This is a genomic window from Winogradskyella undariae (assembly GCF_013285155.1).
Taxonomy (GTDB): domain Bacteria; phylum Bacteroidota; class Bacteroidia; order Flavobacteriales; family Flavobacteriaceae; genus Winogradskyella; species Winogradskyella undariae.
On sequence record NZ_JABTEL010000002.1, the window covers coordinates 354,360 to 366,880 of the forward strand.

Genomic DNA, 12,521 nt, shown 5'->3' on the forward strand with positions numbered 1-12,521 from the left:
TTTGAACAAAATATGTGTGGTTTTAAAAAATAGATAAATCCCAAAACGCGAAGTTCGGGATTTATCTAAGTTTAGAAAAATTAAATTTAAAAATTTAATTAAGGTTAATACCTATTACAGATGCTGAAGCACTAATTTCATCTGCTAAAATAAATAAAGCTTCTACAGCTTGCATTACTGGACCAGTAAGATCATCAGAAGTTTCTTGTGTAATTAAATAATCGAAAGGTTGTGCATTATCACCAACAACATTCACTTTAGTCATTGCGTTAGTCGCAGCTGTTTGTAAAGCTAGTGCTTGTGTTTCGTCTGCTTGGTTTACTAAATCGTAAAAAGAAGGTCCGTCAACAGATCCATAAGAACCATATATAACATTAATTACGCCTTGTGCATTAGCATATACATCTCTGTTTGTGTTATCAGAAAAACAAGAATGTTCATCTTCTTGACCTAAACCATTAATACCATCTGTAGAATCTACAGGAGCAATCATACGCTCAGAACTTAATTCATCACCCGCAATAAAGAAAGCACCATTAATAGCTTGTTGTAATGCTGTATCTGTATCTAAAGCTTCAAATACAGTTCTATAAGTACCACCTTCAGCCCAAGTATTAGTTAAGTCTAATAAATCACTAACTAATAAATCTGTTGTAACTGTTAAGTATAATGCTCTTCTATCTGCATTATCTGCAGTTGTATAATCCATGTAAGAACGTTGACCTGCTAAATTATCTGCAGGTACAGTATTGTCTTGTCCCCAAAGTAAAAATTCAATAGCATGCCATCCTGTACTAATTGACTTATCATTTTGATCTTCATTTAAACTAGATAAAGTAGCTTCGTCAATTGTAACGCTTAAATCACTTATAATACTATTGTAACTACCTGCATAATCTTCAGTACCAGTACTAACATAATCGATATAACTTTCATCTATAGGCCATGCATTCATAAGACTTTCTGTTCCTAATGACCAAAAATCACCTTCTGTATCTACAGGTCCATTAGTTTCTCTAAAAGCTTCTGTTTGTCCATATATTTCTCTAGCAGCAAACCAAGCATTTTTTGCAGTATTTAAAGTAGCGTCAGATGGAGATGCTACAAATGCTTCAATAGCAGTTTGCATAGTAACTGATGTATTATAGCTATCTAAATAAGATTGATAAACTAAATCTGCATAGTTAGAAATTACTTCTTCTTTTGTTACATCTGTACTCTCAGGGTTACTTTGGTTGTTATCATCATCACTTGAACATGCAAACGCAAATGAAACGGCTAGTAATAAAATTGAAATTTTTTTCATTTTGTTATTTAATTGTTAAATTTTATTTGGCGAATTTATTTTTTATCTCCGACATATCAAAATTTATTTAGACTAAATTTAAATAAGGATTTGGTGATTTAACTTTCTTTGCCTTATTTTTTATAAATTATCATTAATTGTTTGTGTGAATAATATGAAGAAATGTGTACAGGTACAAAAGTGAAACGAAAAATTCCCATACCATCAATTCATGAGAATTTGGTTTTAATGTTTAATAAACAAGAAATACTAGAGCTCAAAACACTTTTTTGCCATAGAGGTAGTATTTATGAAAACTATATTTCGTTGAAAGACATAGAGTATACCTTAATTCTTAATTAATAAATGGTTTATTTTGATAAGATTTTTGCGCTAACTACAAGAGAATTTGTACTTAACAATAAAATAATCTTCAAAACCTCATATAAGCGTACTTGGTTGATATTAAATCCTTACCTTTGTGCGCAATTATATCTTAATTGCCATGACAGCACACGAAAATAAAATTGTTGGAGAAGGTCTTACTTACGATGACGTACTCTTAGTTCCAGCATATTCAGAAATACTTCCTAGAGAAGTTAGTATCAAAACCAAATTCACACGAAACATTACCATTAACATTCCTGTTATTTCAGCAGCAATGGATACGGTTACGGAAAGTAAAATGGCAATTGCCATGGCGCAAGAAGGTGGAATAGGAGTGTTACATAAAAACATGACTATTGCACAGCAAGCCGATAAGGTAAGGCGTGTAAAACGTGCTGAAAGCGGAATGATTATAGATCCTGTAACATTACCAATGACGGCAACTGTTTTTGATGCGAAATCAAATATGGCAGAACATAGTATTGGAGGAATTCCTATTGTAGATGAAGATGGAAAATTAAAAGGAATTGTTACTAATAGAGATTTACGTTTTGAACATGAAGGAACAAAACCAATTGTAGAAGTAATGACCAAAGAAAATTTGGTAACTGCTGCTGTTGGTACTTCATTAAAAGACGCAGAACAAATTCTACAACAAAACAAGATTGAAAAATTATTGATTGTTGATGATAATTTTAATCTAAAAGGACTTATTACGTTTAGAGATATTACTAAAGTAACTCAAAAACCAAATGCGAATAAAGATTCTTTTGGTAGATTAAGAGTTGCTGCTGCAATTGGTGTTACAGCAGATGCAGTAGAAAGAGCTTCGGCTTTAGTAGCTGCAGGCGTAGATGCTGTAATTATAGATACGGCTCACGGACACACTAAAGGTGTGGTTTCTGTATTGAAAGACATTAAAAAGAAGTTTCCTAAGCTCGATGTTATTGTTGGAAATATAGCAACAGGTGCTGCTGCTAAATATTTAGTGGAAGCAGGTGCAGATGCTGTAAAAGTAGGAATTGGTCCAGGTTCAATCTGTACAACAAGAGTTGTTGCAGGTGTTGGTTTTCCTCAGTTTTCGGCGGTGTTAGAAGTTGCTGCAGCGATTAAAGGTTCTGGTGTTCCTGTTATTGCAGATGGAGGTATTCGTTATACAGGAGATATTCCTAAAGCGATAGCTGCTGGTGCAGATACCGTAATGTTAGGATCACTTTTAGCAGGAACTAAAGAAAGTCCTGGAGATACAATTATTTACGAAGGAAGAAAATTCAAATCTTACCGTGGAATGGGTTCTGTAGAAGCTATGAAACAAGGAAGTAAGGATCGTTATTTTCAAGATGTTGAAGACGATATTAAAAAATTAGTTCCTGAAGGAATTGTTGGTCGTGTACCATATAAAGGAGAACTAGTAGAAAGTATTCATCAATTTATTGGTGGACTTAGAGCTGGTATGGGATATTGTGGTGCTAAAGACATTGAAACTTTAAAAGAAAACGGACGCTTTGTTAAAATTACAAGTTCTGGGATAAATGAAAGTCATCCTCATGATGTAACGATTACAAATGAGTCACCTAATTATTCAAGATAACGAATTCCTGCGCAAGCAGGAATCTTATATAATAACAAAAAAACAGCATCTTCATAAGATGCTGTTTTTTTTGTTATTAAATTTATATAAGGGGAATTAAATTTAGTTTTTAACGTGATTTAGATAGTAAGTCTCTATTAGTTTTAATGCCGATTTATGTACTCTACCTGCAGCTTTTTCATAATCAGAAGGTACATCATTAGCACCATTTTTAATGCCTTCATAAATCCCTGCGATAATGGTACCTAGAAATTCACCAAGTTCAGCTATTCTATCCGCTTTATAGGTTTCTACAGAAACTGAATTATAGATCAGGTTGGTGTTATAAACTTGATTGATATAAGTTGCAAGTTCCTTTTGAGAAATAGCCTCACCAACTAAGTTATAAATGTTACCATTATGCTTTTCTTCTAAAAGCATTTTTGAATATGCATAACCTAATTCTTCGCGACTCGTATAGTTACATTTTCCTTGGTCTGCAGAATTTCTTATTCCATCTTCTTTTATGTAAGTATCTATGTATTCTAAATCAGGTTCAATATAAATTCCATTTCTGCCAATAACCCATTGCAAACCAGAATTACGTATGTCTTCTTCAGTCTGACGATTGCTTTGAACTACAGGACTAAAGGCATTATTTTCTTCAGCTCCAATAATACTAGTATACACTATTTTTTGTACACCATTTTGTTTCGCAGCTTCAATGACATTACGATGTTGTTGAATTCTTTTCTGAGGATCATCCATACCAGAAACGAGCAGTACGATGTCTATACCTTTTAAAGCAGTATTAAAATCTTCACGGTTATTATAATCTCCATTTCTAACTTCCACACCTAAGTGTTTTGCTTTTTCTGGTGTTCTCGCAATGGCTATTACTTGCTCTTTTTTAGTGGCTTTTAAAAGTGCTTTTACAATTTCGGACCCTAAATGTCCACTAGCTGATGTGACTGCAATCTTCATAATATTTAGTTGTTTTAGGATGGATTAGATTTTAGTTCTTCCAACTCTTTTTCAAGTTGTTCGGCTTTAAATTTAAACTTTTCTAAAGCCTTTTTCATCTGACCAATTTTTTTTAAAGCTTCCTCATCTTGAACCACTTTATACGTGGTTTCTCCATCTTTTACTTTTATTTTTGAATGGCTCCCACATGTTGGGCATTTTGCGACTTCGCTCATAATATATTTTTAAGGCAAAGTTAGAAATATAACCAAGGTTGTAAAAGGTGAATCCGCTATTAAAAATGGTAAATATGAAACTTGAAGGCTAAAGTGTAGATTTGAATTCTTTAGGAGAAAGACCTGTATGCTTTTTAAAAAACTTCGTAAAATTAGTGACTTCATCAAAGCCGTTTTGATAAGAGACTTCTTTTAGACTTATAGTGCTACTAAAAATAACACGCTTAATTTCTAGAATGACATAGTTGTCAATAAAATGCTTTGCCGTATTTAGTGTAATGGCTCTAACTATAGTGTTGAGATGTTTTGTAGAGATGTTTAATGATTCTGCGTAATCTTTTACGTTCCGTGTTTTCGTATAATTTTCTTCTACTAAATTTTTAAAATCAATAAATAGCGTTTGATGTTTCTTATTGAAGGTTTTTAATGGTGAATTATAAGTTTCACGTTCTAATTTTAATAAAAAAAGTTCTAATATTTTGGCAACTATTTCATTTTGAGCATACGTGTTTTTACTGTTAATTTCTTCGGTAATACGTTCTAAAAAGAAGTTGTTTAAACTACTGTTTTCAACCAATGGATCAGAAATATGATAGTTGTATAAATGCGAAATAAATTCAATTGATGATTTTGAAAAATATTTTAAAACAAAATCCTCTGTAAATATGACTAGATAACCATCGTAGGTCGTATGATCTTTAAAAGCATTTACCTGACCTTTTGCAATTTTGAGAACAGACCCTTTTTTAATTTTGTAATTTTTTAAATCTACTTGATGTTCTCCTTCACCTTCTGTGACAAGCAATAAAGCAAAAAAAGAAATTCGGTGTGGCTGATGCGGATTATGGTTAGGGTCTTTTTTGATTCTTTCGAATATTTCGGCCACTCTAATAAAATCGAAGCCTGTAGACTTAGAGCCTTCGGTAATTTTAAAAGATATATTGGGGAAATTATTCAATGTAGAATTTATTTATAGTTTTTGAATAAAAATAGTCATTATTATGGATTATTCCGAAGATATATAAAATGGTTAATTTGGGTATTATTGCCGAAGTTTTCTAGGCTATTTTATAAAAAGTAAAACAGCATCTGAAAAGATGCTGTTTTTTGTTATTATAAAACTTGATGTATATAAACTAAGCTTGGTTAGCTTTTATAGGACAACCAATAGCTTTTGTTAAACTAGGTTCTGGTTTCTCACCTTTTTCTAATGCTTCAATAGCATCTTCTACAAACTTCACTTTTACATCCTCTGGTGATTTTGCATTATCATCGATGGTACCAATATATTGCACTTTACGTTCAGCATCTAGTAAAAATACATGAGGAGTTCTAACAGCACCATATTGTGGGTATATTTTTTGACCTTCATCTACTAAATAAGGGAATGTAAATCCTTTTTCTTTAGCACGTGCTTGCATCGCTTCATAACCTTCTTTTACATTTTCAGGGCTATTAGGATTAATTGCAATTACAGGATATCCTTTTGGTGCATATTCATTATTTAAAGCAATTAATCGATCTTCATATAATTTAGAAAACGGACATTCATTACAAGTAAATGTTACAATATAACCTTTAGCATTTTCTAAACCTGCTAAAGAAACCATTGTGCCATCTACATTTTTAAGATTAAAATCTGTAGCAACATCTCCAATTTTGTAACCTCCAATTTCTTCTAAGGTTTTGGTTTGTTCAGGGCTACCTTGAGGTGGTCCTTTTTTATCACCACCATGTGGAGGTCCTTTTCGGTCTCCATCATGATGAGGAGGATGTTCTCCTTTATGTTCTTTATGTTGATTTTCAGCAGTAGGTTCTCCTGATTTTTTTTCTTCATTTTTACAAGATACAAGTACACTTGCCGATAAGCCAATAATGGCAATTAGAACACTGATTTTTTTCATGTTTGATTTAATTTTTAATTAAGTTTTCTTATTTGGTTTTCTAAATCTTCTAAATTTTCAAAAGAACGTTCGTAAAATAAGCGTTCATCTTTGTTGAACATAATAGTAAATGGAATGGCTCCGGACCAATTAGGATCTATTTTATCTATCCATGTGTTAGCATCTGGATCATCCAATAGTACAACTTTTTGGGTTATGTTATTTTTCTTTAAGAAAGGTTTAAGTTTTGTCTCAATATCTTTTGGGAAATCTAAGCTTACCAAAATCACTTCTACATCTGGGTGTTTTGCGGAAAATTTTTCAATGTATGGTAGCTCTTTAACACAAGGAGCACACCACATCGCCCAAAAATTAACGAGATATGTTTTATCGGATTCGGTGTAAATTAAAGGTTCAAATTCACTGAAGTCGTAAACAGGGATTTCTTTATTGACGTCAGTTACATTAGTACTTTCTACTTTTTTTTCTGACGTTGTATTATTACAATTAGTAGTAAGTAAAAGGATGAAAAACAATGTAAATATTGAAAATTTAGAGTGTTTTGATTGCTTTGTTTTGAGCATGTTTAAAATTTTGTATTCAATATTTCAAAGTTAGACTTGATAAAATAACAAAGGTTTAATTGAAAATTAAATTTTTTTAGTTAGACCATACTGCATAGCCTTCTCTCCGCAATTCTAATGTGATTTGTGCTTCGGCTTTTAATGCTTCTGCTCTTGTAAAAAAAGGATCAATATGATTGAATAGACTAGGTCGTAAATAAGTGCCATATTTCTCAACAATATTTGCTGATATTTTATGGCCTTTTTTATTTCTATGTCCTGTTTTATGTTGAAGAAAACGTTCTTTAGGTGTTTTGGATGTCATGCCTACATACAAGCATTCCAAAACACCATTGAACTGTGGATTAGCATTTCTAAACTTTGTGTTTTGTGTAAAAACACGTTTAGATAACTCTATGACATATATGGTATAGAGCGTTTTTGCCATAAAATAGATGAATTAAATTCTAGAAGAATATTTAATTATTTTAATAAAAAGCTTTTTAAATCGTCATAAGAATCAATTTTTATAGAGACTTTTTCTTTGTGCATAACCGATTGAATTTGCGGTGGTAAATCAATATCTTCTTTAATAACATCAGTAACTACATTTAAAAACTTAGTAGGATGCGCTGTTTCTAAAAACACAACATGAGCATCATTTGATTTTAAGTATTCTTTGGCACCTAAATAACCAACAGCTCCATGAGGATCTGCAATATAATTCCAATCATGATAAATTTCTAAAAGCGCAGCTTTAGTTTCTTCATCCGTAAAACTATAAGAAGATAAATTAGCTTTTAAAGTATCATAATCATTGTTGTGTAACTCTTGTATTCTAATAAAATTACTAGGATTACCAACATCCATAGCATTACTTATAGTTTGCACTGAAGGTTTTGGATTATAAGACTGTGTAAGCATATAATTTACAATCGTATCATTGGCATTATTGGCTGCAATAAAATGTTTAATAGGTAAACCTAATTTTTGGGCTACCATACCTGCGCAAATATTTCCGAAGTTTCCACTAGGAACGGAGAATGCAAGGTCTTTATGTTTAGATTTTAATTGCTTGTAGGTAAACATAAAGTAAAATAGTTGTGGTAACCAACGTGCAATATTTATAGAATTTGCTGAGGTTAATTGCATTTTACTCGTCAATTCGGTATCCATAAATGCCTGTTTAACCATATCTTGGCAATCATCAAAAACACCATCAACTTCTAGAGCTGTAATATTTTGACCGAGTGTAGTTAATTGCTTTTCTTGAATATCGCTCACTTTTCCGTTAGGATAAAGAATAACAACATTCACACCTTTTACACCTAAAAAACCATTAGCAACTGCACCTCCTGTATCACCAGAAGTCGCAACCAAAACGGTAACATCTTTAGTATTTGTTTTGTTGAAATAGCCTAAACAACGTGCCATAAAACGCGCACCAACATCTTTAAAGGCCATTGTTGGTCCATGAAATAACTCTAAAGTAGAAATGTTTTCATTGATTTCTACAACAGGAAAGTCGAAGTTTAAGGTTTCTTCAATAATTGTTTTTAAAACGTCTTCAGGAATTTCTGGTGCAATAAATTGTTTAATCGCTTCGAAGGCAATTTCTGTATTCGATTTATCTTCAATCGTTTCAAAAAATGAAGGATCTAAGGGTGTTATCGATTTAGGAAAATACAAACCTTTATCTGGAGCTAGACCTCTAACAACAGCATCTTCAAAAGTTGTGTTAGGAGCTTTTTTATTTAGTGAGTAGTAATTCATAGTGTTTTGACAGAAGACGGAAGACTGATAACAGACTGCCGAATTCATTTTTAGTTAATATTTCTTTTAAATGCTGCCATTTTGTTCATTAAATGAAAAGCAGAATTGTATAATTTGATAAAAATTTCTTCCGAGATATAATTTCGTCGTTTTGCTTTAAATAAACAAGTTACAACTTCAGCTAATGAGCGAATAGAATAACCTATAAATTTTCTCTGTTCTGGATTTGATTGACCAATTGAACCTTCAGATATGTTAAGTGCAACAGAATCTACAGCTCTCATAATTTGAGATTTTAAATTAAACTTCTCTTTATCTGGAAATAGTTGAGAAATATCATTTATTACTTCTCCGTAATCCATAGCGTCTTGCCAAATAATCAGTTTTTCAAATTTGAATTTATTCATAATCTCAATTTTAAGTCTCGGCCATTTCTGTCTTCCGTCATTCTTTCTACAAAACCCGAATCCCTTCAATATTAATCTTAGAAACATAAGTTTCAAATTGTATATCTGTTGTTTCGTATACTTTTCTTATCGCTTTTTCGACTTCTTTTGCTGTAGCTTCACTTTTACTCAACATAAAAATTGAAGGTCCTGAGCCAGAAATAGCACAACCAAGTGCACCTGCCTCTAATGCTGCGCTTTTTACATCATCAAAATGCGGAATTAATTGTTTGCGATAAGGTTCTATAACCACATCAATTAATGAGTCTTTTATTAAATCGTAGTCTGAAGTATGTAAGGCATGTACCAAACTTCCAACATTAGCCCATTGTGCTATAGCATTACTTAGTGGAATCTCTTTTGGGAGAATAGCTCTAGATTCTGATGTTTTAATTTCAATTTGTGGATGAATTAAGGTCGCAAATAAATCGGGTGGAGTAGGGAGCTCTAAAATTTGTAATGGACTTGCACTTTTTACAAGTGTAAAACCACCAAAAATAGCAGGTGCTAAATTATCAGCATGTTCACATTTACTCGCTAAAGCTTCCCCTTTCATGGCGAAATTTGTGAGTTGTGTTTTATCTAGCGGATAACCTAATAACGCATTCATCCCAAAAACACTTCCAGCTGCACTTGCAGAACTGCTTCCAATACCACTTCCTGGTTTTATCTTTTTATAGATTTCAATTTCAAAACCACAGTCGGGCTGTAAGGCATTATACATTGCTAAAGCAGAAACTCCAGCAACATTCTGTTCCGCTTCAAAAGGTAAATCGTAACCTTCAATTTTTGTGATTTTAATACCTTTTTCTTCAGTTTTTCTAATGATCATTTCATCACCAATAGTATCTAAACAGAAACCTAACACATCAAATCCGCAAGCAACATTAGCAACTGTAGCTGGAGAAAATATTTTTATTTCTTTATTCATCATTTAATTATTAGCGATTCTTATGATATCTGCAAATAATCCAGAAGCTGTAACGTCTGCACCAGCACCAGCACCTTTGATTATTAAAGGTTGCTCAGGGTAACGTTGTGTATAAAACATTACAATATTATCTTTTCCTTTTAAGTTGTAAAATGGGTGTCCTTCAGGGATTTCTTTTAATCCAACTTTAGCTTTACCGTCATTAAATTCTGCAACAAACTTAAGTTGACTGTTTTTTTCTTGAGCTGATTTAAAAAGACTTTGATAGTATGCTTCATCTTCTTTAAGTGTTGCTAAAAAATCATCAACACTATCTGAATTTAGACCTTTTTCTGTTAAGAAATTATCACTTTCAAGTTCTGATAATTCAATTTGATGACCACTTTCTCTAGCTAAAATTAAAATCTTTCTGGCGACGTCAATTCCACTTAAATCAATACGAGGATCTGGTTCTGTATAACCTTCTTCTTGTGCTTGTTTTACCACATCGTAAAATGTAGTTTCAGCATTAAAATTGTTGAATATAAAATTAAGACTTCCAGATAAAACAGCTTGAATGGTATTTATTTTATCTCCAGATGTAATTAAATGACTTAATGTGTCTAAAACCGGTAAACCTGCACCAACATTGGTTTCAAATAAAAATGATGCATTGTATTGTCTTGATAAAGCTTTTAATTCATTATAATATTCAATATCACCAGAACATGCAATTTTGTTGCATGCGACAACCGAAATGCTTTGTTTAAGATAATCGCTATAAATATTAGAAACAGCTTTGTTTGCTGTAATATCTACAAAAACAGAATTTCTTAAATTTAAATTTTTAGCATGTTCTAAGAAACCATTTAAACTTGCTTTTTCTCCATTATCGAGCTCTTGTTTCCAGTTTTTTAAATTAATTCCATCGTCATTAACAACCATGTTTCTAGAATTAGATAAACCTGTGATTCTTAAATTAATTTTAAACTGTTCTTTAACGTATGCTTTTTGTTGTTTTATCTGGTCAATAAGCTTTTCTCCAACATTACCAACACCAGTAATAAATAGGTTAATTTGTTTTGTCTTTATTTCAAAGAATTGTTCGTGTAAACTGTTTAATGCTTTTTTCACGTCGTTTTTATGAATTACAGCAGAAATATTTCGTTCTGAAGCGCCTTGAGCAATAGCTCTAATGTTTACGTTATTTTTACCAAGTGTGCTAAACATTTTTCCACTTATACCTTGGTGATTTTTCATTTTATCACCAATAACAGCAATGATAGATAAATCAGTTTCAACAACAATAGGATCTATTTTGTGTAATGAAATTTCATATTCAAAAACGGCATCTATTGCAGATTTAGCACGTTCAGCATCATTTTCAGAAATTCCAAAACAGATGGTGTGTTCTGATGACGATTGGGTAATTAAAATGATGTTAATCCTTTCTTGAGCTAAAGTTTCAAATAAACGTTTACTAAAACCAGGAACGCCAACCATACCATTCCCTTGTAAAGTTAATAGCGCAACATTTTCTATATTGCTAATACCTTTTACAGGTGAATTTCCGTTAGGTGTAATATTTTTTGTTATCGTTGTGCCAATAGCTTCTGGCTCTAAAGTATTTTTTATAACAATAGGAATTTTCTTTTTTAAAACAGGCATGACCGTTGGTGGATATAATACTTTCGCACCAAAATGAGATAATTCTACAGCTTCTTGATAAGACAACTCTACAATTGGAGATGCTTGTTTTACTAATTTAGGATTTGTTGTAAACATACCACTAACGTCGGTCCAGATTTGTAATTCATCAGCCTCTATAGCAGCAGCAATTATAGCTGCTGTGTAATCAGAGCCTCCTCGTCCTAGAGTAGTGATTTCTCCACTTGTAGATTTTGATACAAAACCAGGTAAAAGAACTATTGAACTCGAGTTTGAGTTAAAAAAAGACTGAATATTTGAATCCGTTTGGTCAAAATTAACAGTAGCATTGTTAAAGTTAGAATCTGTTACAATTAGTTCTTGTGAGTTTTTTAAAACGACATCTACAGATCTTGAACGTAACGTATGATAAATGAGAGTCGATGATAATTTTTCGCCAAAACTTAATAATTTATCTTTTGTTTTGGGTGATAATTCATTAATAAGATAAATACCGTTTAATAGGCTTTTTAGGTCATTTAATTTATCAGATACTAATTCTTGTAAATCATCCTGTTGTTTTTTTAAAGCTTTATCATTTTCTGTATTTGGAAATAAACCATCAATGATTGAGTTGTGTAAAGACCAAATAACATCATATTTGTTTTTATAGTCTAGATTTTTATCACAAGCTAAATTTCCAGCTTCTAATAATTTATCAGTAATGCCGCCAACAGCAGATACAACTACAGCTATAGATGTTGTTTTAGATTGTTGATCTAAAATAGATATCACTTTATTTATGTTTTCGGCTGAACCTACAGATGTTCCACCAAATTTGAGAACTTTCATATAATT

The 12,521-nt window shown here is 31.9% G+C and carries 13 protein-coding genes; 2 read left to right on the top strand and 11 right to left on the bottom strand.

Annotated elements, in window-relative coordinates:
* Positions 1–94: 94 nt before the first annotated feature.
* A complete protein-coding gene (locus tag HSX10_RS04000) occupies positions 95–1,306 on the bottom strand; it encodes an imelysin family protein (protein WP_173586915.1) in 1,212 nt (403 codons plus the stop codon).
* A gap of 162 nt (positions 1,307–1,468) precedes the next feature.
* Between HSX10_RS04000 and HSX10_RS18860 the strand changes: the two genes are divergently transcribed.
* Both HSX10_RS18860 and guaB read left to right on the top strand, forming a co-directional pair.
* Positions 1,469–1,648 carry a DUF6686 family protein gene (locus tag HSX10_RS18860; RefSeq protein ID WP_367651251.1) on the top strand — a complete coding sequence of 60 codons (180 nt, stop codon included), beginning with the start codon at positions 1,469–1,471 and terminating at the stop codon, positions 1,646–1,648.
* A gap of 142 nt (positions 1,649–1,790) precedes the next feature.
* Positions 1,791–3,263, top strand: a complete 1,473-nt coding sequence (gene guaB, locus HSX10_RS04005) for an IMP dehydrogenase (protein ID WP_173587029.1) — start codon at positions 1,791–1,793, stop codon at positions 3,261–3,263.
* 102 nt (positions 3,264–3,365) lie between these two features.
* Here guaB and HSX10_RS04010 read toward each other — a convergent pair whose 3' ends face one another.
* From HSX10_RS04010 to thrA, 10 genes are all read right to left on the bottom strand, one after another.
* The gene (locus HSX10_RS04010) at positions 3,366–4,226 is read right to left on the bottom strand and encodes an SDR family oxidoreductase (protein WP_173586916.1); all 861 of its coding nucleotides are present in this window, start codon (positions 4,224–4,226) and stop codon (positions 3,366–3,368) included.
* Positions 4,227–4,240: 14 nt separating this feature from the next.
* Entirely contained in the window at positions 4,241–4,441 is a 201-nt protein-coding gene (locus HSX10_RS04015; protein WP_173586917.1) for a hypothetical protein, read from the bottom strand.
* An 88-nt stretch (positions 4,442–4,529) separates the two neighbouring features.
* Positions 4,530–5,399: a helix-turn-helix domain-containing protein gene (locus HSX10_RS04020; protein WP_173586918.1), complete on the bottom strand. Its 870-nt coding sequence runs from the start codon at positions 5,397–5,399 to the stop codon at positions 4,530–4,532.
* A gap of 178 nt (positions 5,400–5,577) precedes the next feature.
* Entirely contained in the window at positions 5,578–6,345 is a 768-nt protein-coding gene (locus HSX10_RS04025) for a thioredoxin family protein (protein ID WP_173586919.1), read from the bottom strand.
* Between the two features lie 14 nt (positions 6,346–6,359).
* The gene (locus HSX10_RS04030) at positions 6,360–6,908 is read right to left on the bottom strand and encodes a TlpA family protein disulfide reductase (protein ID WP_173586920.1); all 549 of its coding nucleotides are present in this window, start codon (positions 6,906–6,908) and stop codon (positions 6,360–6,362) included.
* Positions 6,909–6,984: 76 nt separating this feature from the next.
* On the bottom strand, positions 6,985–7,335 hold the full coding sequence (locus tag HSX10_RS04035) for a GIY-YIG nuclease family protein (RefSeq protein ID WP_173586921.1): 351 nt from the start codon (positions 7,333–7,335) through the stop codon (positions 6,985–6,987).
* Between the two features lie 35 nt (positions 7,336–7,370).
* Complete coding sequence (gene thrC, locus HSX10_RS04040) at positions 7,371–8,660, bottom strand: threonine synthase (RefSeq protein WP_173586922.1); 1,290 nt, start codon at positions 8,658–8,660, stop codon at positions 7,371–7,373.
* A 50-nt stretch (positions 8,661–8,710) separates the two neighbouring features.
* Entirely contained in the window at positions 8,711–9,067 is a 357-nt protein-coding gene (locus tag HSX10_RS04045) for a four helix bundle protein (RefSeq protein WP_173586923.1), read from the bottom strand.
* A gap of 46 nt (positions 9,068–9,113) precedes the next feature.
* Positions 9,114–10,037: a homoserine kinase gene (locus tag HSX10_RS04050; protein ID WP_173586924.1), complete on the bottom strand. Its 924-nt coding sequence runs from the start codon at positions 10,035–10,037 to the stop codon at positions 9,114–9,116.
* A 3-nt stretch (positions 10,038–10,040) separates the two neighbouring features.
* Complete coding sequence (gene thrA, locus HSX10_RS04055) at positions 10,041–12,515, bottom strand: bifunctional aspartate kinase/homoserine dehydrogenase I (protein ID WP_173586925.1); 2,475 nt, start codon at positions 12,513–12,515, stop codon at positions 10,041–10,043.
* Between the last annotated feature and the right edge of the window lie 6 nt (positions 12,516–12,521).

Bases quoted from the DNA above. Each gene is read 5' to 3' on its own strand.
- HSX10_RS04045 (WP_173586923.1), bottom strand. From the start codon at position 9,067: ATGAATAAATTCAAATTTGAAAAACTGATTATTTGGCAAGACGCTATG.
- HSX10_RS04030 (WP_173586920.1), bottom strand. From the start codon at position 6,908: ATGCTCAAAACAAAGCAATCAAAACACTCTAAATTTTCAATATTTACA.
- HSX10_RS04010 (WP_173586916.1), bottom strand. From the start codon at position 4,226: ATGAAGATTGCAGTCACATCAGCTAGTGGACATTTAGGGTCCGAAATT.
- guaB (WP_173587029.1), top strand. From the start codon at position 1,791: ATGACAGCACACGAAAATAAAATTGTTGGAGAAGGTCTTACTTACGAT.
- HSX10_RS04025 (WP_173586919.1), bottom strand. From the start codon at position 6,345: ATGAAAAAAATCAGTGTTCTAATTGCCATTATTGGCTTATCGGCAAGT.
- HSX10_RS04000 (WP_173586915.1), bottom strand. From the start codon at position 1,306: ATGAAAAAAATTTCAATTTTATTACTAGCCGTTTCATTTGCGTTTGCA.
- thrA (WP_173586925.1), bottom strand. From the start codon at position 12,515: ATGAAAGTTCTCAAATTTGGTGGAACATCTGTAGGTTCAGCCGAAAAC.
- HSX10_RS04035 (WP_173586921.1), bottom strand. From the start codon at position 7,335: ATGGCAAAAACGCTCTATACCATATATGTCATAGAGTTATCTAAACGT.
- thrC (WP_173586922.1), bottom strand. From the start codon at position 8,660: ATGAATTACTACTCACTAAATAAAAAAGCTCCTAACACAACTTTTGAA.
- HSX10_RS18860 (WP_367651251.1), top strand. From the start codon at position 1,469: ATGTGTACAGGTACAAAAGTGAAACGAAAAATTCCCATACCATCAATT.
- HSX10_RS04050 (WP_173586924.1), bottom strand. From the start codon at position 10,037: ATGAATAAAGAAATAAAAATATTTTCTCCAGCTACAGTTGCTAATGTT.
- HSX10_RS04015 (WP_173586917.1), bottom strand. From the start codon at position 4,441: ATGAGCGAAGTCGCAAAATGCCCAACATGTGGGAGCCATTCAAAAATA.